Source organism: Zobellia roscoffensis, from assembly GCF_015330165.1.
Taxonomy (GTDB): Bacteria; Bacteroidota; Bacteroidia; order Flavobacteriales; family Flavobacteriaceae; genus Zobellia; species Zobellia roscoffensis.
The window spans coordinates 3355277-3376402 of sequence record NZ_JADDXT010000002.1; the positions used below are offsets into that span (position 1 = coordinate 3355277).

The 21126-nt window shown below is 39.9% G+C and carries 13 protein-coding genes; all 13 read right to left on the reverse strand.

Going from position 1 to position 21126, the window contains the following annotated elements; genetic code table 11:
* Positions 1-12: 12 nt before the first annotated feature.
* Entirely contained in the window at positions 13-1527 is a 1515-nt protein-coding gene (locus IWC72_RS13675; protein WP_194530136.1) for an alpha/beta fold hydrolase, read from the reverse strand.
* A 21-nt stretch (positions 1528-1548) separates the two neighbouring features.
* Positions 1549-3069: a sulfatase family protein gene (locus tag IWC72_RS13680; RefSeq protein WP_194530137.1), complete on the reverse strand. Its 1521-nt coding sequence runs from the start codon at positions 3067-3069 to the stop codon at positions 1549-1551.
* Between the two features lie 50 nt (positions 3070-3119).
* Complete coding sequence (locus IWC72_RS13685) at positions 3120-3914, reverse strand: 3-keto-disaccharide hydrolase (RefSeq protein WP_226979571.1); 795 nt, start codon at positions 3912-3914, stop codon at positions 3120-3122.
* Positions 3915-4045: 131 nt separating this feature from the next.
* Complete coding sequence (locus IWC72_RS13690; RefSeq protein ID WP_194530138.1) at positions 4046-6526, reverse strand: hypothetical protein; 2481 nt, start codon at positions 6524-6526, stop codon at positions 4046-4048.
* Between the two features lie 45 nt (positions 6527-6571).
* Complete coding sequence (locus tag IWC72_RS13695; protein ID WP_194530139.1) at positions 6572-8104, reverse strand: alpha-L-fucosidase; 1533 nt, start codon at positions 8102-8104, stop codon at positions 6572-6574.
* Entirely contained in the window at positions 8101-9762 is a 1662-nt protein-coding gene (locus IWC72_RS13700; protein WP_194530140.1) for an apiosidase-like domain-containing protein, read from the reverse strand. The genes IWC72_RS13695 and IWC72_RS13700 overlap by 4 nt, the downstream gene beginning before the upstream one ends.
* A gap of 24 nt (positions 9763-9786) precedes the next feature.
* Positions 9787-10773 carry a family 43 glycosylhydrolase gene (locus tag IWC72_RS13705; RefSeq protein ID WP_194530141.1) on the reverse strand — a complete coding sequence of 329 codons (987 nt, stop codon included), beginning with the start codon at positions 10771-10773 and terminating at the stop codon, positions 9787-9789.
* Positions 10763-12025, reverse strand: coding sequence for a glycoside hydrolase family 117 protein (locus IWC72_RS13710; RefSeq protein ID WP_194530142.1), 1263 nt, complete (start codon positions 12023-12025; stop codon positions 10763-10765). Before IWC72_RS13710 ends, IWC72_RS13705 begins: the two co-directional genes overlap by 11 nt.
* 70 nt (positions 12026-12095) lie before the next feature.
* Positions 12096-14720 (reverse strand): VPS10 domain-containing protein, encoded by a 2625-nt coding sequence (locus IWC72_RS13715; RefSeq protein ID WP_194530143.1) that lies wholly within the window; start codon positions 14718-14720, stop codon positions 12096-12098.
* A 36-nt stretch (positions 14721-14756) separates the two neighbouring features.
* Positions 14757-16022: a LamG domain-containing protein gene (locus IWC72_RS13720; protein WP_194530144.1), complete on the reverse strand. Its 1266-nt coding sequence runs from the start codon at positions 16020-16022 to the stop codon at positions 14757-14759.
* A 39-nt stretch (positions 16023-16061) separates the two neighbouring features.
* Positions 16062-17870 (reverse strand): alkaline phosphatase D family protein, encoded by a 1809-nt coding sequence (locus IWC72_RS13725; RefSeq protein WP_194530145.1) that lies wholly within the window; start codon positions 17868-17870, stop codon positions 16062-16064.
* Between the two features lie 25 nt (positions 17871-17895).
* Positions 17896-19512, reverse strand: coding sequence for a sulfatase-like hydrolase/transferase (locus IWC72_RS13730; protein WP_194530146.1), 1617 nt, complete (start codon positions 19510-19512; stop codon positions 17896-17898).
* 44 nt (positions 19513-19556) lie between these two features.
* Positions 19557-21125: a sulfatase-like hydrolase/transferase gene (locus tag IWC72_RS13735; RefSeq protein WP_194530147.1), complete on the reverse strand. Its 1569-nt coding sequence runs from the start codon at positions 21123-21125 to the stop codon at positions 19557-19559.
* Position 21126 lies beyond the last annotated feature (1 nt).

Here is a 21126-nt window from a genome sequence, read left to right on the forward strand (position 1 = left end):
GTGTTATTATTTTTATTGTCCTAAGTAATCTTGTACAGTGGGTGTCCAGATACGGTTATAGGCCTTTACTTCTCTATGGTTATAGAAGCGTGCCTCACTATTAGAGTATAGGGAATTGGCCAATTTGTTCAGAGTATCCGAATCGGTTTTAGGCCATACACCATTTTCTATCCGTTGTACCATAATTTCAATAGCGGATAGCCATTCAGATAAACTAAAACTGCAATGTCCCCATCTGTTGACATATGCCATGCGGAAAAAGTCCGAGTAGCCGTTTTCCTTTACTAATTCCTTATAACCTTGGCCCATAGTTGGGTACACCAAGGCATCTCCGCTAGTATTTATTCTCAAAAGGGGAACTTTAGGTTTTCCTAAATGAGTACGACCAGGAGCACTCCACCATTTTACGGCTTTAGGGTTGGCCTTAACACGCTCAAACGAATTGATTTTTTTTAATTCCTTTTTAAGGTCAATTTTCGCTTCTTTATATAATTTTTGAACAGCTGCTTTATACAATGTGTCGCCATTTGAGAATGAAACTTGATAATCTACTCCGGTATTCCATCGTAGTTGACCGGGAGCAGATTGCTCTAGCATACTGGTGCCAAAAGTTTGTTTTGAAGGAAGTAGTTTCAAGAGACTTTGATACATACTTTCTTGCAAGTCATTTGCATTGTTGGCATCTGGTTCTGGAATCGGTGCTTTTCCCGGACCACCCCAAGCGGGCCACTGCCCAATAGTTATTGCAAGCGCAATACGGGCACGGCCTTCAGGTGTCTTTTGGGCATTTTTTATAGCCTTTTGCCACTTAGTGCCAATAATAGATATTTCAGGTTCAGTAAGTGGAAGGTTTACGATGGGAAGGTCCGGGGCAATAAGTGCTTTTAAAACAAACAATCCATCCAAATGTGTATTGGCCATCCACGGACTGGTAGAGGCACATCCGGCAATAGCGCCATCTATCCGGTCTGGATGTATTTCCGCCATAGCCAATGTAACAGTACCCCCACCGGAACACCCTAATTGTATGACCTGCTTGGGTTTTCCAAAGATGGATTCAAAAATATCCAAAACCGATATAAGATCATGAATCTCATGGGCAGGGTCGTAATTGTCAAGTCTTTCTGGCCTACGGGCAGTTCCGGACAAGGCATACCCTTGTTTAAGTAATAACAAGTTTCTAGATGAATCTGCGGACTTTCTATAATCCAAATCGTTAAGAAGTGTTCCGTTCCAGTTATTAGGAACACGTATTAGGTATTCTGTTCCTCTGATAGGAATACTATCCTTAATCTCTGTGTAATCACTTTGAGAATCGCTTTTGAGTGGCACGTTGGATAAATCCGGCATATGCCAATTTTGAGATGATTGAGTTGGTTGGACCTGAGCATAAATGGTTTGAGAAATGGCAATTAATTGTAGAAAAACAATCCCCCAAGTGATGATGCACTTGCTATTTGGAAACGTTGCTATTTGTACAACGGCCAAAAGTTGCCTCTCATTTTTTAAGTCAAATTGGTCTAACATAAATTTTTCTTTAAAAGTTGTTTATTGTCTTTGCTCAACAGGTTTCAAATGTTCCTTTTCAAAACCTTCAAAGAAATAGGGATAATTATCCCAAGGCGATTTTCCTTGCATTCTTGGGTCGTTTGTCCTTTTTAAATAGGCAAATAAGTCTGTTTTTAATTCGACGCACAGGCTTGCATAAGTATCGTCATAAGCGAGGTTATGTAGTTGATAAGGGTCTTCCTTTACATTGTACAGCTCTACTTCAGGACGTTTTTTAAGTGATAGGTCTGCATAAAATTTCACAGAGTCTTGATCTTTATTTTTAATTAAATATTCACGGGAAGGCCCGGCATCTATATCTCCGTAAAAACCTTGGTGCGGAGAGGCAAAATCAGGATTACCGGAAGGCCATCTGTCAGATTCAAAGTTTATCATATACAACCAATCGCCTTTGCGAATGGTTCTTATGGGATAGGGAGCTCCACCGGGACGGCAATAGGTGTGGCGTTCCAAAGCCGTAAATACCCGATCTCTTTTAGGGTCTATTTGTCCACTTTTATTGGACAGCAAAACGTCTAAAAAACTATTTCCCGTAACATCTTCGGGAGTAGCAATATCAACGGCTTCTAGTAAAGTGGGAACAAAATCAGTGAAGCTTATAAAATCATCTACGCGGTTGCCCCCTTTAATTTTATTGCCCCAACATATAGCTAAAGGCATATGCGTGCCATAATCATAGCATGTGCCTTTTGCACGGGGAAAAGGCATTCCATTATCTGCCGTTACAATTATGATAGTGTTCTCTAACTCTCCGGCATCTTCCAAGGCGTTGATCATCCGCCCTAAGTGTGAATCGAACCACTCTATTTCACTGTAATAATCGGCAATGTCATTGCGTATTAATTCATTATCGGGTAAAAAACCGGGTACTTCTATTTTTGAAATATCTTTGCCAGCCCTGGCGCCGCTTCCAGCATCGTATCCTCGGTGGGCTTCATGTGACCCGAACCAAAAAAAGAAAGGTTTGTCCTCTTTTTTACTAGAAAGAAAGGTATTGAAGTTTTCTGCATAATCTTTATTGGACATCTTTTTTGGGGCATCCATTTTAATATCGTTGAACTCTGGAGCTAATGGTCGTGTCTGGTAGGGGTCTTTTTGATTGGCCGGCATATACCCTTTACCAGAATACCCTGTGGTATATCCATTTTGGGATAATAGTGTTGAAAAAGTGGTATACTTTTTAGGCAATCCTCCAAACAATAGTCCGCCTTCTTCAAGGTCCCAAATATTACGCCCGGTTAAAATGGAAGCTCTTGATGGAGCGCAAGAAGATACGTTTGTATAGGCATTATTGAATATAACCCCACTCTTGGCAACACGGTCAAAATTAGGTGTGTTTAACTCTGCCGCACCTTGAGTGGAAGTATGTGCAAAAGATTGATCATCAGCAATACAAAAAAGGATGTTCGGTTTTTGCTGGGCAGCTGCTTTTGCAAAGCATCCACTTATCAATAGTAGAAGAATTACTAATGTTGTCTGTTTATTAAAAAAAGTCATCATGCTTTTTTTTCTCTATTTATGGTGTAATTAATTTCCTTTTCTTATGATTTTTAATCCAATGTCTTAATCTTAATGGACTTAAATTCTACTCCTTGGCCTTCGGCCTGTAGACCAATAAAGCCGCTTGATATTGCTGTGCCATCTACTAGCATATCTGGATTGGAGCCTACTATAGCACGACCTCCAATGATAGGGTTTGAGTATTGCAAAACAGTATCTCCTTCCACGATATGCGTTATATTAGATTGCTTATCTACAATTAACTCACCCTTCACCCATTGATTCCATTTGTAAGTTTTGGAGCTGGATTCTACAACATGCTGCTTAAGTAATTCACCATCTTTATGAATGTGTGTTCCCGGGCTGCATGAATTTCCAGTAGACCTTGGTTCGCCCTCTGTTTCTTCAGCTAAAAATTGAAACTCTACAGCTACCGGCCATTTCTGATCTTTTAAAATGATTTTTGGGTCTTGTGAATGAAACATAATACCACTGTTACGGTAGGCATGTATAGGAGCCTCGTCCATCCACTGTTCTGTAAAACGATATTCAAATTTAAGATGATAAGCTGAAAATGGTTTATGATAAAACAAATGTCCAAAGCGTTCCCCAAATTCAGTATAGCCATCATAATTTACTTGGATTACACTGTCAACCACTCTAAAAGTATTTGCGTAATTATCTCCTAATTCATGATGGTTAAACTTAACGACCCATCCGTCCAAATTTTCTCCATTGAAAAGAACTTGCCAATTTTCCTTATCCGTTTTTTGGTTTTTTAGCTGTTGGCATTGGCAAAAAGTAAGCACTATAGCAAAGCAAAAAATCATTTTATTTAATCTCATGAATTTATTTTTTTACATTAATCTTTGATTATTTCATATCAACTTACTTAGACTCTTCAGTGCTTTTCCTTTCCAGTGGGTATCATTCATACAAACCAAATGAGTGCATTTTTTTTAAAAGTTTATAAAACTTAATCGTTGTTTGATGAAAGTTTCGAAAAGGCTATAATCAGCTTACCTTCCTTTGTTTTTCCAAGTAGTTTTCCTGCAAAATTGTTTTCGGTCAATCCGTTTCCCCTGCCGTTAAATTCAATAATCAGGTCTTTACCTTTTTTCTTGGTCTTGGTTACTTTTGATCCTCTTCCAAAATCGACTTCCTCTGAAGCGCCGAATCGTAAAGAGGCAAGGTCGATATCGTTTTGGGCGTCAAAATCCGCTTCTGAATGTATCAAGACCCTTATCTTCTTTGTTGATGGGCCTATCTTCTGTTTGTTCAAGAGCTGAATGCGCTTGTGTACGGTAAGGGGAACAATGATGTTTTTTGAGCTGTGCTTATCTCGCGCTAAATCGTCTGCTTTTGGTACATCTATAACAGCCAATGAAAGATGTGTAGCTCTTCCATACTGGTCCTGTAATACATGGGGCCGCTCTAATTTGTACCAATGGGTTCTAGAACCATCTTCATAGGAAGTATTGTCTGGTGTGTAAGCCGTACCGGGGTTGAATTTCCAATGGATGCCATCAGGTGAACGTAGGTAAATTGCACGATAGTCCCAGAATGCGTTAATCATCATATGATACTGTACTTCATCCTTCCAAAGAACCGGGTCTTCGTAATTGGAGTTTCTATATTTTTCTGGAATAATTTGGTTGTATCTAATCTGATCGGTTAGAACGGTATACGGCCCCAGAGGATCGGCTGTTTCACTGCGCATCATCTCTCCGGCCTTTGTCACAAATAGAAATCGACCATCTTCTAACTGAACTCCTGATAGGTTACGATAATACCGATATGATAGTTTTTCATCTTCATTGGTGCTTTTCCAATCTACCGTCATAATCCCTAGACGCTTCCATGGGCCGTTCATGGTTTTAGAGGTGAACAAGGTAGCTTCCCAGTCCACGAGGGAGTAGAGCATATATGTACCGTCGTTCAATAAAATTATATCGGGATTATGGCCCAGCCCATTGTGAAAGTCATATGCTGTTTCTTCTTTCACTTTATAGGGTCCCGTTGGAGCTTCAGAGACCACATGCGCTACTGTTGAATTGGGCCACTCCCAATGACCTTTGGTTGCGTTTGCTGGCCACCTAGTTACCAACATATGGTATTTGTTGTCCATGCCTTTAACGGGTCTTCCTCCCCAATAGCTCCATTCTGGGTCTTCAATTCCGTTATCTGCATCACGCGGTAAAACAGCATCCGTACCCCATAGGTCTGACCTAAGTTTATTATGAATGGGCATCGGAAGAATTAGGTCGCTAAAAGAAGTTCCCAAAACGGTTCTTACCTTGGCTTTTATCATTTTTGAGGCCCTACTCTTATTGCCGGAATAATCGTGAGCGAAAACTATATATGAATTAGTTACGTCCTTTTTTGGTGTAAAGTCTATATATTCAGTGTCATTTATGTCATGTGCTATTTGTCTTAGATTCTTGCCTTCTGCATCACTTCTATAGATTGAATAGTTGGCCACGTCAATATCAACACTTTTGTTCCACTCCAACTTAATTTCAGTATTAAGGGCTTCAATTTTTAGGGCGGTTGGAGGAGCAGGTGATGCATTATCAATTTTCTTGAGATATACTTTGTTAGAGCCTGTAGACTCAGAAGTATCAAGGCGAGTAACTACGTAATTATAAGCAATACCGTTGATGAGGTTAGTGTCGGTAAAACTAAAATTTTGGGTAGTCGTGAGTTTTTGATACGCTCCATTTTCTCCCTTACTTCGGTAGATTGAAAATTGAGTGTCTGAATTCGCTTTATCATCTTTCCAATCCAATTGAATACCTTTTTCAACGGTTTTTCCTGACAGCGTAGGACCTCTTTTCTCGGGAGTTTGCAGGCTCAGGTTTACATAATCCAGATAAACCTTAACGTCTTCACTTGAGTAAAATGAAACTCGTACACTTGGGGCGCCCGCTAGGGCATCTTCTTTTGTTATGGTATAATTTCCTGAGAAGTGTTCAACCGTTTTGTCTGAACCAATGAGCTTTACTTTTTCGACTAAAAGTCGCTCTTGTTCACCAAAGAAGAGATGCAATGAAACCGTACCGTTGCTGATATATTCTAGATCGGCACCCATACTCCAATTCAATACATCACCTTCCTTTAAGTTTCGGTAATTCGAGCTGGTGTTTAATGGTTTTGAATCGATATAAGCATAGTCGAAAGAACTAAAATACTTTCCTTGTACCAAGCCCATGGAATGTCCTTCTTTTTGAGGTTGGTTAGAGGGCGTCCAGAAAGGAGACTGAAACCCAAGACGCCAAGAACCGGCATTTGTCAAATTAAAGTTACCGTCGTTTACATTAGGGTAGGGGGCGTTATCCCCAAGAAGAACGGTTTGGGCCGACACACCCAGATTCCAAAAAATAAAGAAAATAATAGAATATAACTTAAATGTAATTGCTAGTTTTTCTTTTTTTAGATGGTAATTTAGATGTATCATTTTCTGAGTAACTACAGTATTGTTATATGACTTAATAGAGAAATTTTAACGGCGCTCGATTTTTAAAACATAAGCGAAATCGCACGGTTTTTCTTTTGGAAATTGAACAACGAGACCTTCGGGTTTTTGTTCCCATCTGACACGGTCTTTACTTCCCAACATTGAAATACTTTGAATGTCTCCAGGATAGAGCTTTCCCTTACTGCCTAATGTTCTAATGGTAATTTGTTCCCCTGGCCATTCCATACATATGGCGTACAAGTTTTTTCCGTTTTGGGTAAACCGAATATCTTCCGAAGTGTATTTTGGTATCAATTCCCCATGGTTTTTACCTTGTCCGTGATGGCCGGGATTGGTTACTTCCGTGGGGCCTTCTCCGTAAAATATCCATGGCATGGTGTTATAAATGGCTTCTCCATTAATTTTTAGCCATTGCCCCATGGCATAAAGTTCCTTTTTAGTTTCATCGGCAAAGCTACCATCGGCCTTGGGAGGCACATTTAAAAGCATTCTACCATTTTTGCTGGTCATGTCAATGAGCATATCAATCAATGTGCCGGCCTCTTTTACCTTGTTTGCAGGATTATAGAACCAAGGACTGGGCCACTCAAAGTGGCGTTGCATATTGATATCTGCCATCCATGGGTCATATTGCATCCCCTGCAGGTTCCCATCTTCTATATCGCGAATTCCTATTCCTGGTGGAATATCATGGGTTTTATAAAAGACTTCTACTTCTTTGCCTAATTCAAGTCCCTTGTTGAAATAATCACTGATTAATTTTTGTTGATAGCTTTCCGGTACACTGATCAATTCGTTATCCCCGGCCGGTAAAAGTCGGCCTCGATCTGTGTACTTTTTTAATTCGCCTTTTACGGTTCCCCCAAAGCCGGTATCGAACCAGATCATATCTGGTTCGTACGTATCTATAGCTTCAGAAATGCGGTCAAACCAAGCTTTGAAAATAACCTCCGCCAATCGGCCTTCATTGGCACTAGCGTACTTTGAATTGTCTTCATAGGGGTTGAGGTAAGTTGAGTCTTCTTTGGATAGTTGACCCCACATACGGCTCCAAAAATCACCCGTGTGGAAAGAGGATATCAAGGGCATATTTCGTTTACGTAGTTCTTTTGCCAAGCTTCCGTATATATCTACTTTTGGTCCTTTTTTTGCTGAATTCCAATCTGTTATATTACTATCCCAATTTACGACCCCGCTACCGTGCCATGCTACGGGCCCGCCGAACTGGGCGCCTGCATCTTGCATCAAATCGACCCATTTTTTGGCATCGAATTTTTCTCCTTTCCATTTATCAATTGCTTCAAGGATGGTCATTTGGGTGTTTTTGGAAGCTACTTGTACAGTTTGCGGCCCCCAATGACAGTAAATCCCTAATTTCAATCCATAAAGCCAATCTGGCGTATTGTGTTTTTGTAAAGACGACCAATCTGCTGCATACGGCACAGCCGGTATTTCATTTTTATGGCTCGAATTTTGAGCATAATTTATTGTGGTCATCACAAAGAAAATCAGGAATATTGGTAGTTTAAGCCGGTTGATCTTAGTTAGGTTTTTCATTTGTTTTTTGGTTTTAAATTCCGAATGATAAGAACGGCATCCGCTTCATAACGCCATGGCCGATAATCCCAAAAACCAAGCTCTTTCATTTCGTATTTTTCTTCGAGAGTGAACTCTCCTGTAAGTGTGTTGAACCACTGTTGAGTGGCATTTTCAAAGTTAAATTCTCTTGAAACCTGGACTTTGGCCGAGGTATAATGATTTTCTTTTGGCGTGTATAGCAGTATAATACCGTCTTTTTTGTTGGTCAAATTATAACCGCTACCATTGTAACGAGAATTGGCTTCAAAGTTCTCAAACGGAGCACTGTCAAAAAGTTTACGCATATGGGTGAAATACTCAAAGTGAGGTTTTTGGAAATCTTTGGGTTGTTCAAATGGATTATGGATAAGTGCATTCCATGAAGCACCTTGCCAATAATAGGTAGTATACCCACCGGCAAAAAGACACATATAATTTCTTCGTAAACAAACTTCCGCATCCGTATATGCTCCAGGGAAAACTACATAAGGAGAAGCTTCGTAACCCCCGTGTTCAATATTAAAAATAGGTTTGTTGGGGAAGTCGTTTCTAGCATTTAGCATATTTTGGTATAGGGTATGCTGCCAGTTTTGCATCGAAATAAAATCTACTTCATCCGCATGGTTTCTACAGAATCCATAATCGTGAACGGAGACCAATCTACCATAAGAATCTAACTTTCTAGTTCGTTCAATACGTTCCGAAATATAGCCGGCAGTCGCCCTAGTTTTGTGAAGCGCTTCTTTTGAAACATCCCAAATTATATTCGGGAATGCCTGGTATCGCTTAATGACATAATTGTAATATCTGTTGTCCGCTTCAGATTCCATTTCTGGCCATGAAACGAGTTTGTTCCAAACATAAATCATAAGGTGACTAACGATTTCCTGATTATGCATTTCAGAAATAACCTTGTCAAAATGTTTAAAAAAGTTAATGTTTAAAGAACTAAAATCTGGATTAGAATTCGAACCTAGAAAAGGGAAAATATCTTCACGACCGCCATATTCATGTTCAGGATGTTCGGCAAGGCGTTTGTCTTTTGGCCAAGAAACGTCATAAGAATACACATTCATTACTACTTGATTGAAGCGATACTCGTTTAAGAGCGATAACAGATGTTTTGTCTTGTTGATATCATCCTGTCCATAATCTAAAGCAAACAACCAATCGCATTCAAAAGCTAAATTGAAATAGTGCGAACCATCTTCATAAAATAGATGCTGTGGATTGTTTTCATTGAGAACAATTCCCCCGTGACGGTCTGTTTTTTGATTTTTAGTGATCGTAATCTTTCCCCTTTTTCCATCCAGAGCTTTTAACTCTGATGAGATAACAAACGATTGTTCTTCCGTATTAGCGCTAGAATAGCGTAAGACCCAAGTATCATTTCCATTATAGAACAGTGGTATTTGTTGTGATTCTTTTTTACCCGTAACGTGTGCGGTGGCTTTGATGTCAAAAGGTGATTTAGATTTGGTTTTTGCGGAAAAAACTAAATCTATGACCTCCCATTGCTGACCTATAATTTTAGTATTAGCCTTTGGATTTTTAAAAGTTTTGGACTGTGAGATAGCTATGGTTGGAACCAAAAGTACACAGCAAAAAATATAAAAAGTTCTCAGATATTTTTTCATTTTATCTTCAATTAAATCGATAGATTACTTTGCTTCCATCCACTTCAATTTATCTATACTAACCCCTCGGTACGGCCACTCTACACTAGAGATATACCATTGTCCATCTTCGCCTTGAAAAATCTCTGGGGCATGAGCATTTAAAACCGCAACTTCTTTTTCTTGGTCCGCGCCAAAATCATTTAGGTCATTGGAGTTGTAGACATGGGCTTTATGGGTATAAGCACCTTTTATATCTTTGCCATCCCAGCCACCTTTCCATGCGCAAACAAAGAGGTAAAAGGTATTGTTGTGGAATAGTAGGGTGGGCGATTCAGGATCAAATTTGTTCGTCTTAAGAATGATTTTAGGTTCGCTCCAGTTAACCAAATCTTTAGAGGTTACCATCCGAACACTTTTTATAGAACAATACGTCAGATAATATGTGCCTTTGTATAGTAGTAAATTAGGGTCACGGGCACCATCTGGGTCAGAGAAGAGTTCTCCTTTTGGTTCCCAATCATATAGATTATCGGAAACAGCCAAGCGCATTGGGCTATGGCCGTAAACCATCTGAAAGAGTCCGTCTTTTCTAACAATATAAGGTGCGTGGTTCGCAGCTATTTCTCCCGGCCGGTCTTTTGGAGTTAATATTTTTGGGAGATCATTATAGTGATGCTCCTTTACTGTTTCTTTAAAATCCGTTGCTTCTGATACGGCATGAAAAGAACCATGCTCGCCCTCGTGTATGCCTTTATTGAGCGGTTTTGTTTCTACCAATGGGTGGGTTATTCCAAAGATATGCCACTTGCCATCATCGCCCTTTACAAAAGTATGGTCGTTCGGTACCCATTCATCATACCATTTGCCTTCTTTTAGGTTAGGCGTGTCAGGGGCGAAAAAATAATCGCCATCAGGCTTGTAGATTCGTACATATTCATTGGCTTGTTGTGGAATTAATGGCTTTTCTTGAGCATAGGTTCCCATATAAGAAAGAAAAATTGAAAGGAATATAGATATGCTAGTTTTCATTTAATTGTTTTGTTTCATTATTTACACGTTCTCGTTGTTTAGCATTCAGACCATGCTCTAACAAATACTCGAACTTAGGAGTGTTATGGTGGCGTTTCATTTGTTGATCATCAACATCTAAGCTCAGGTCACAATCAAAACGGACTAATACCACATGGTTTTTTTTCCAGTCGCGCGTAGGGTTGGCAAAATGTGAAATTCCCCAAGTAATACCACGGCCGTCTTTGGTATCTGTAAAAGCATCGGCAACGAAAGGTCCTCCGGCATCTGGCATCATTTCTACCATAGAAGCGATTTCAAAATTCACCCAATCTTCGGCATATTGTATGGTATTGGCCTCATTACCATCTCTAATGGCAAAAGCAGCAACCCCTTTTTTGAAAGGAAATAAAGTAGTCTCATGACCTGAATTCATTATAGGGTTCAAAGGATGTTTTGTAAACGGACCTAACGGATCATCTGCAATGGCAAGACCGTGCATACGTACATTGTTCTTACCGTTAACTTTACCAAAATCTGATTTGTAGTATAGGTATATCTTACCGTTGTGCACTATAGGGTAGGGGTCATGAATTGAAAACTGGTCCCAAGAACCAGGTGCGCCGTTAGGTATTACTTCTTTCTTAAAAGGTGTCCAGGGACCGTTTGGAGAATCGGCATAAGAAACGGCAACGGGACAATTGTCTCCGCCACTTTTTCCGGGTGCTTCGGAAAAAGCTTGGTAGTACAAATAGTATTTCCCTTTCCACTTTAAAATATCGGTCGTGGTAACCGAACGCCAACCTACTTGTGGTTTTGGAGGCCTAGGAACCGCAACACCTTGCTCTTCCCAAGTAAATCCGTCTTTTGATGTTGCGTAGAAAATATCGGCTAAATCCCAATCTGCAGAGGGAATAGTATCATTAGATTCTTCAACCCTTGGAATGCCTACTGGAGCTACAGGGGTTTCACGGTGAGTGTACCATATATAATATTGGCCATTTTCAAAAATTACTTTGGAAGGGTCACGCCGGGTTATAGTACCATCGTTCCCATTATAATCAAAGCCTTTAAGCTCTGTATATTTAAACTGGGTGTACAACTCATTGCTTTCCTGACGAGGGCCTAAATAGTTATCATAATTACGGTTTAATGCGGCACTTAAGGGTCTATCCGGTTTTTCTTCAGGGAGTTCAAAAGGGAATGCTTTCTCCTGACTGTAGGAAGTAAAAAAGCCGCTCAGGGTCAATAGTGTAAAAATAATTCGTTTCATAAGGTTGTTCTTTCGTTCAAAGGGGTGTTCAATATGCCCCTGTAATATTGTGCTGGTTGTTACTCCGTATTTATAGTTTAATGGGTTTGTTGGGTTTTGGGTGTTGTGTAACATACCATCCGCTTCCTCGGGTAGAGGTATAAAATTTACCGGGATTATAGTTGTCTATGGCAATATCATTAATACGGTCACTCTGCCCGTTTCCTTTGTTGATTTTAGTCCAAGTTGTGCCACCGTCTTGTGAAAGATAAGTGCCGGCATTTTTTGAGTCTATGGAGACGTTACTCAAAGTGGATACAAGAATTGTGTTGGGGTTGTAATACGCCGTTTCAATACGGTTGGTCCAAGGGTAATCAAAAATACGTTTCCAGGTACGTAGGTTATCATCGCTCACCCAAACCCCTCCGTCATTTGTTTTTCCTCTTTTGGTTCCGGCGGTAATATAGGCTTTTCCGTCTCTGGAAAAATGAATGTCATTTATACCTTGATTGCCCGATATGTTCTCGGAAGATGTAACCTTTACCCAGGAAGTACCATTATTAAAGGATTTAAAAAGACCTCCGTTTTTATTCTGTATGGTGGCGTAAAGGATGTTGGGGTCTTGAGGGTCGAAAGCTATTTTGGTGGCATCTCGTGAATCGGGCAGACCTGTATTGGCTTCTTGCCAGGTTTTGCCGCCATCATGGCTTTTATGAACCCCAAATCCGGTTACGGAATTGCCCACCCATTCCATATCAATAGAATTTTTAGGAACCACAAAATACATATTATCCGGATTTTTAGGGTCTATTATAAGGTGATTTTGATGTACGCTTTGGTCTCCACTATGCGCCTTTATCTCCCATTTAGGAATGGCAATACCGTGTTCTTTCCATGTTTTTCCATTATCAACGGATTTTAACAATTTACCTTTTGCAGCCTGTCTAAAGAACAGAGCATAATGAACCAAGGTATCTTTTGGATGTATGGCATACCAACTGAGTGATGTTTCATGGTCCAGAAAATTATGGGATTCTGCACCTTGAGCTCCGAAACGAACCTGAGACCCTTCTTCGTTAGTTATCCACAAACTGTTTTCTCCGGCCATACAGAATACCTTGTTCTTTATGTTAGGGTGTTGGTAAAAACCATGACCCGGTAGATTGCTATTTCCGGCACCTACATAACTTTCCGTACCGGGAGTGGTGTACTCATCATCAATATCTACCCAAGTTTCGCCTTTGTCGTAGCTCATAAGGGATATTTTCGCCATTTGGGTATGAAGTGCACTACCATCTGCATTCCATCTTACAAAATTGGAGCCTTTTCGTTCGTAGAAATCCCTATCTACCCAATCTTTTAAATAGCGAAGTGATATGTTGGTTTCCATAGGATTGCCCCTTTCTTCCCAATACTTATAATCTTTGGAACCCGTTTTCCATGCTTTTCCATTTCGCAAGGCGATATGCCAATTTTTGCCACCGTCTTTACTACGCCATATTTGACCGGGTTTAAAATTGTTCCGCGACGCGTTAGAGTATTCATTGTTGAGGTAAATATTATCTGGATCATTAGGGTCTACCGCAATAGTATTGAAGCGAATGGTAATAGCAGAAGGCATTTCAGAGAACTCTTTCCTGAAATCATTGTCTTTCATATCAAAAACATACGCAGCACAGTGCATGTAGCTCTTTTTGATATCAGCGTTTTTCTGAAACTGTCTCATGTCTAAAGGCAAATTGCCTTTTAATTTCTCCCAACTTTCGCCACGATCCGTACTTTTGAAAATACCGCCTTTATCATCTGTCAGTGTATTGCCAACTGCTTTCCACATAGGATTGCTGATAACGTAGAGCGTAAGAACATCTGTTTTTTTGTTGTAATGATGTGTCATAGCGCGCATTACATCGTAATCAAATCCTTTTGTTTTTTGGGACCAATTTTTCCCTCCATTCGTGCTTTTGTAAAAACCATAATTTGTACTGGCGTAGATGGTATTAGAATCTTTTGGGTCTACAATTAATGTTTCAAATTGGGTTTTTGGATGCAGTCCTTTGTTTAGTAGTACCCAGTTTTTACCCTTGTCCATACTTTTCCAAAGTTTGTTCAAACTTGGCTCATGCTCTTTAGAGCCATGGGGTTTAGTGTTGGGAAACAACATTCTGCCTAAATGTCTCATTTCGCCCCCGCCGGCATACCAAATATTATCGTCTTTGGGGTCTACGGTAACACAGGAAACGTATTTGCCGTCAAAAATAGGGTGGTTTAGATTTTGCCAAGATTCCCCACGGTCATGGGTAATGAAAATACCCTTGTTTTTGTCGTCACTAGAAAAGCCGAAATCTGGATTTTGGTGAGAGAAATCAATACTAAAAAGTTGCATGGGCCCTCGTTCCCCTTGCTTATATCCCGAAGCATCTTCATCTAACATAGTATTATACGTTTTACCTTTGTCAAAAGAGACGTACGAATTCCCCATATTAGGGCTGATATAAAGGGCATTGGGGTCTGTAGGATGCCAAAAAGCGCATTTATTGTTGCCGCTCATTCCAGGGCCAAATTGTTTCCAAACTACGGTAGAATCAGAAGCTACTTTTTCAGTCTTTAAACGTTTGAAAAAAGCTTTGTTTTCTTGTGCTGTTTGCCCGCTTGCAGCCATTACCATTAGAAAAAGGGCTAAAGGAACTATATTATGAACGATGCTTTTTGGGCTCATGCTGTTGTTTCTGGTTTAAAAAAAATCTAAAACTTTTTATTCGGTAAAATTGATGTACAGCGTACTCTCATCTAAGGTACTTTTGTTGTCACCATTTGTAGGGCGAATTACAGCTGATACTTTGTATGGTGTATTCACAGATAAATCAATTTCGGTTTTAATAACAGATGTGATGTTGGCGTATCCCGCGTAAGCGATAAACTTTGAATCGGCAATTTTTTCACCTTCATCATCAAATAATTTTAAGTGTATTTCTCGGTCTTGATTTGCTTTATAAGCGAGAGGGACTTGGATTGCATTGGATTTTTTCTGTGAAATCACCGCACTTTGAAAAACAACATTTTCGGTGTAGAGTTTTGGTGTGGTATTTTCTTCGGGATTTTTATCATTGGCATCTACTAACTTGTAGGCTCTGACCCAATCGTAGTACACCGTATTTCTGCTTGGGTCGTTTAATTCTTCGGTAGTAGGAATTTCTATCCATGGAAAAGGATAGGTTTCACTCACTAAACGCATATACATAGGTTGGTCAAAAGGCTTATCTTTTACCTTGTCATAAAACTTTTGGTGTTTGGGTGCCCGATTGTTATAGTAGTAGCTGGCCGTATTTTCGTTTTGCCACCAACCTCCATATATATTAAAATCTTCGGAGGTAAGTTTACTATCTTCAAACTTTACTTGTGGGGCTCGGTAATCATGTTTTTCGCCATCGCAGTCCGTATACCAGAAATGTGAATTGGAGTGCATTCCACTGGCAAAGTAACTTCCATTAAAATCCCCTTCACGCCCAATAGATTCATGAATATCCCACTCTAAACCGTATTTGTCACAATCGTTCGGTCCTTTAAAATTGTTGCTGCTCGAGAACCAAAATGTTGTGGACATGGTTGTAGCGGCAGCTTTAACCCGACATTCGTAATAACCAAATTGAGTCGATTTTTTCGAAACCACGGCGGCCCCTCCAACGTTAAAAGTTATATCTCTACCGTAGGCATGAACTATGGTATCCTTCTCAAGTTTTTTACTTGTCATTTTCAGAAAACCATCACCCACGGAAACCTGTGATGCCATAAAAAGTCCCGGTGGACGTCCAATCCAAGTGGGGTGGTGGTCATACCATTTGATAGTGTCCAATTCTGTTCCGTTAAATTCATCTGAAAAGTCAGGATTTAAAACCCATCGCTTGCCCATAGGCGGTTTTGGGGGTCCCTGGCGAGTTTCTTCATTGGTATTAGGTATTTCTTGAGCAAATAGGCTACCGCTTACAAATGCAAAAAATATAATGGCGTGTTTAAAAATCATTTTATTTCGTTTAGGTTATTATTTTTTGGAGAGCAAAAGTTAGATGCTCACGCTTATTTTCTTGTTATTTTTCTTTTGCGCTTCAACTTCATAAAAGCGCTGAAGTTTTTCTCCTTCCCCAACTTCAATGGTGTAAGCACCTTGTTGGAGTACCTTAGGTTTATATTCAACACCTTTTATTCGGAGAGAGGTTATTACTTCACCTGTATAAAAGTCCTTTACGGTGACTACTTGATTGGGTTTTGAAATCTTTAAACCGGGTAATTCATAACCATTTTTAATCTTAAAATTATCCGTTTGTTTAAAAGTGATCGGCCAATCGGTATACGGTTTTGCTTCGTCTGCGAACATATCCGTATTTCTTGGCCAGCATTCGTAAGTGATTTCCCTTTTAGGTTTGTTAAAACGAATAATGCCATAGCCTGAAGCTCTTCCGTTCAATAGATTTTCTGTGGGAGTATTGTCTTCATGGGTAGGGTTGGCAATGGCATGAACTGTAATTTTATTTTTAAATCCGTCCAAATATTCACCTGTATAATCCGCTGAACCGGGTTTTCTGTTTTTTCCGGGTTTTTCAGGTTTCCAATAACGTAACCAAAAGTTAGATGAAGCAGGTACTGCAAATGAATAGCCGGCATTGTTCCAATCTTCAATTCCATGATGAACCACAGAACCTAGATGTTGGTCTCCCGCAATCATACAGGAAAAACTTTTTCTAATGATACCGAGTGCTTTGTTTCTTCCCGATTGCGGCCAGCCGTTGGAATCTACACTATAGCGTTGTCTTTTTTGGAGGGTAGGGGAATGGGTGGAAACACTGGCAAAAATGGTTTGGGAGAGTACCGCTTTCATTTCCGCATTTTCCCAATCTGTGGTCCAATCTTCTAGAAAGTCCAGTTGGCGTTCACCAAGTAAAGTGGCCTCGGGCACGTTCATTTCGCGTGTATCTGTAAAACCTCTTTTCTTCAATACGCGGTCCGGCCCCGATTTAAATTTTCTGTCTTCTATGATTGCAAAACTGATTCCGCCCCATTTTAAATCGGTATAATAGACACCTATGCCCTGTTCAATAGGAGTAGGGTCATAGGGGTCCGGTAGGTGGCTGGTCTGAGCTCGCTCTACTTCCTGTATATACGAAACAGGCATATAATACCCGCCCTTTGTACCGTCTCTGTTTTCGGATTTTATTCCGCCATCGCCCCAAAAATTACCTTGACCTATATCGTGGTCATCGGGAATGGTAATAGTTGGCGTATTCCTGATGATATCTCCAAAAACCTCCCCGAATTTTAACCAATAGCTGTAATGCTGACTATGGTCATACACTTGGTCTCCCGCAAAGAAAAGCACATCCGGTTTTAATTTGTTTAAATTATTTATGATGTCGTCTGCTGGGCCTTGACCGCCATGTCTTTTGTAAATGGACCAACAGGAAAAGGCTGCCATAATTACTTCTTCCTTGTTCACAGGATTCTGTTGAATGGTGCCTGTATAAAACGATTTTTTATTATACGCCACCCGGTATTCTTTCTTTAGGGTGTCGTCCCAGTCATCTATTCGGAAAAGAGCTGTGTAGCCAGGATAGTTAATCCGTGATTCTTGAACGGTCTTCCATTCATTATTCTCTTTAATCTGTAGCTCTGCGGAAAATGGTTCATAATCCTTTATAGGATAGAACTGAGCGGTAAGTTTTAAGGTATTCTCATGAACGGTATATAAGGCAAAGCATATTTTGTCTTTCGGAGACGGAGTTTTTGAGGTAGATTTTGATACCTTTTTCTGCGCCTGTACACTAATTGTTAAACATATAGCAGAGCTTAAAATAAATGATTTTAAAATGGTTTTCATCTTTCAATAGTTTAGTCTCAACCGCTTATTTTATTTTTTTAAGTGGGTTAATTTTTACTATACCATTTGTAGGAGCATCATGTTGGGTTTCATGAAGATTAAAAGTAGGAATAGTTTTTAATAGCTTATCGCGTTCTTTTCTATGTGCTACAGAAACTTGGCTCCAATCCTTTATTTTAGGAAAGCTAATAAGGTCATAAGGAGTTTCGCTCACATCATACCAAACATTGTTTCCATCTTTAAGGACGAGGTTCCCCCTTATAATTTGGGTTTCTTTATGATAGCCGTAAATCCACTCCCGATGAGTTGTTTTATCCGTAGTTAAAAAAGGGATTAAACTTTCACCATTGATTTCATAGCTATCAGGTATTTCTACATGGGCAACATCAGCAATGGTAGGAAGCATATCCGACATATTTGCGAGCACATCTTGCATTCCTTTTTTGGTTAGGTTCATACTGGGAGCATAGATTATAAGTGGAACATGGGTTCCTTTCTGAGAAACGGGACTTGATTTTCCGTAACCACTAGTACCATTGTCCGCACAGAAAATGAAAATGGTGTTGTTCTCAATACCTAGCTCTTTAAGTTTGTTCATGTACTGCCAAACCTGATAATCTAGATAATTAACGTGGTTATGAATACCACTTTCTGTTACAGTTTCGTGTGTGTCATATACGCCATTATCTCCCGTAACATTGGGTGTAACACGAGTATATTTATTACCATCCCAACTAATTTTTGGAGTGCCTGGCCATTTGTTTCCGGAATTGGGATTGAGAAAATCCCATGCGTCGTGACCTAAGTGACTGGTATGGTATATAAAGAAAGGTTCCTTTTCTTTTTGTTTCCTTTCCATGAACTCAAAGATGTAATCCAATTCTACATCAGGACCAAAAGTGTTTAGCCCAAAATCGTTCTCGGCTTCTTTTGTATTTGGCCACCAAACTAATTTTTTGTTGGTTCCAGGATGGTTCATGAGCTGTACATGTGGTTTCCAGTACCAACCAGATTGCACGTAGCTTTTCTTATAGATTTCCTTATTCGTATCTGCATTAAAGATTTTCTTTTGTCCATCTACTTTTCGGGTTTCAAGTCTAAAATCTGTGGTGTGGATAGCTGTATTGTAAGAGCCTTCACCAGGAGTAAAACATCCTTCATCAAACTGAAATCCTTCAATCTCCATTTGTGTTTTTCCGGCCCAAAATGTAGCATAGCCACCTGCTTTGGCCACATTGGCGATGGAATGTGGTGAACTGTCATATAAGTTCCAAACGCCTTTGCCGTTGGGAGCTTTACCTTTGTCTTTATTATGCCACCATTTGTGTAAATGCGCATACCTGCCTGTCATCATCATAGCCCTACTTGGTCCGCAAACCGTAGCTGCCCAGGCTGTTTTAATATAACAACCTTCTTCAGCAAGTTCGTTCAATATCGGTGTTTCTGCACGGTATTGCATATTTGAGGTATTACCTCCCTTTGGAGGGCTCCAAACCGTAGAGCCGTAAATGGGCAGTTCACGGGCACTGATATCATCGGCATATAAGAGAATAATATTTGGCTTTTCTTGGGCCCTGCTTAGCGTGGAAATGAGAAGGCACCCAAGAAAGGTAAATACAATTTTATAGTTTATGTTTTTCATGTGTCTGGTTCAAATAGATTTTCAACTTGTCTAAATTTCAGGATTCAATAAAACTCCCAAAAACCAAAATTCTCTCCTTCAATGTTTGCTTTGGTATCTCCTAATTCCTTGGCTTTCTCTTTCATTTCCTTTTGCATGGTTTTCACCTGTTCTGCATATTTTGGAAAAAAGGAAAGGTCATATACCTCCCAAGGGTCATTTTTAATATTGAACAGTTGGGTAACCCGTGAGCCTCTTGTGGTTTCACCATCCTTTTTAGTATAATCCTTGGCACGTACATATTCAATTAATTTATAATCACCTTTTCTGTAGGCTCTTTGAAATTGTTTGTACGCGTGATAAGTGTAATCACGGACAATAGATTTTTCTTTGTTGATGACGGGAAGCAAGCTTGTTCCCGTTACTGAACTTGGTGCATCTGCCCCAATGAAATCTAAAATGGTTGGGAAAATATCAAAATTGTAAGCGAAGGCCTCTCTTTTACTGCCTTTGTCCTTTATAAGGTTCCCCGAAAAGACAAGGGGAATATGAACTCCATCTTCATCATAAATATTCTGTTTTCCCATTAAGCCGTGGTTTCCAACAGCCAGACCACTATCACCAGCAAAAACAATTAACGTATTTTCATAGGCACCGCTTTCTTTCAATGACGCAATGACTTTACCTATTTGGTCATCTAGATGCGTAATAATCGCATAGTAATCGGAAAGTTGTTCTTTCGCTACATCGGGCGTTCTGGGCCACACGGCCAATTCTTCGTCTCTTAAAAACATATGCCCATTATCAAAAGGGTGTTGTTCAAGATAGGAAGGGGAGAGGATGATATCCTCAATTGGGTACATGTCTTTGTATTTCTGTGGTGCCTGTCTTGGATCATGAGGCGCGTGAAATGCCAAATACATGAAGAAGGGATCTTTCTTTTTATAATCCATAATAAACTCGGAAGCACTTTCTGCATAGATTTCAGAGGTATGTGGACCGTTTTTTTCTGTGCCAGTAGGGCCTCTTTTATCCTCTTTGGTTACCGGTCTACGGACCACTTTTCCATCGGTATCATAAACTAGTAGGTATCCTTCTTCTTTTTTGTAATCACCATCTTTTTTCCAGTCCCAAGAAGGCATACGAAAGTGATCGACCAAGTAAATACCTCTGGACATTATACGATCTCCTGAATCAAAAGAGCGGGCTAAGGAAGCGTTATCTTGATGCCATTTTCCAACAATATGGGTGTTGTAGCTTTGGGCCTGAAAGGCTTCTCCTATGGTTGTATGCTCGGGCGGAATAGTGTGCCCCTGACCTTGTAATTCAAATACGTTTCTTCCGGTTAACAACATAGCTCTACTGGGAACGCAGGTAGCACCAGAAAAAGCACCCATTAGATAACCGTTGGAAAATGAAACTCCATCGGCAATCAAGGCATCCATATTTGGTGTTTTTACTTGCATGTTACCCAAAGCATGTACACCTGAAAAGCGATGGTCATCCGTATAGATTACGAGTACATTGGGCTGGTCCTTCTTTTTCGCTTTACGTTTTTGAGCGCTAACAGGAAGTACCAATAGCGTACTAAAAACAACTAAAATGCAAAGTGAAAATCGATTTTTGTAATTCATA

Bases quoted from the DNA above. Each gene is read 5' to 3' on its own strand.
- IWC72_RS13725 (WP_194530145.1), bottom strand. From the start codon at position 17,870: ATGAAAACCATTTTAAAATCATTTATTTTAAGCTCTGCTATATGTTTA.
- IWC72_RS13685 (WP_226979571.1), bottom strand. From the start codon at position 3,914: ATGAGATTAAATAAAATGATTTTTTGCTTTGCTATAGTGCTTACTTTT.
- IWC72_RS13690 (WP_194530138.1), bottom strand. From the start codon at position 6,526: ATGATACATCTAAATTACCATCTAAAAAAAGAAAAACTAGCAATTACA.
- IWC72_RS13700 (WP_194530140.1), bottom strand. From the start codon at position 9,762: ATGAAAAAATATCTGAGAACTTTTTATATTTTTTGCTGTGTACTTTTG.
- IWC72_RS13675 (WP_194530136.1), bottom strand. From the start codon at position 1,527: ATGTTAGACCAATTTGACTTAAAAAATGAGAGGCAACTTTTGGCCGTT.
- IWC72_RS13695 (WP_194530139.1), bottom strand. From the start codon at position 8,104: ATGAAAAACCTAACTAAGATCAACCGGCTTAAACTACCAATATTCCTG.
- IWC72_RS13730 (WP_194530146.1), bottom strand. From the start codon at position 19,512: ATGAAAAACATAAACTATAAAATTGTATTTACCTTTCTTGGGTGCCTT.
- IWC72_RS13735 (WP_194530147.1), bottom strand. From the start codon at position 21,125: ATGAATTACAAAAATCGATTTTCACTTTGCATTTTAGTTGTTTTTAGT.
- IWC72_RS13680 (WP_194530137.1), bottom strand. From the start codon at position 3,069: ATGATGACTTTTTTTAATAAACAGACAACATTAGTAATTCTTCTACTA.
- IWC72_RS13720 (WP_194530144.1), bottom strand. From the start codon at position 16,022: ATGATTTTTAAACACGCCATTATATTTTTTGCATTTGTAAGCGGTAGC.
- IWC72_RS13705 (WP_194530141.1), bottom strand. From the start codon at position 10,773: ATGAAAACTAGCATATCTATATTCCTTTCAATTTTTCTTTCTTATATG.
- IWC72_RS13710 (WP_194530142.1), bottom strand. From the start codon at position 12,025: ATGAAACGAATTATTTTTACACTATTGACCCTGAGCGGCTTTTTTACT.
- IWC72_RS13715 (WP_194530143.1), bottom strand. From the start codon at position 14,720: ATGAGCCCAAAAAGCATCGTTCATAATATAGTTCCTTTAGCCCTTTTT.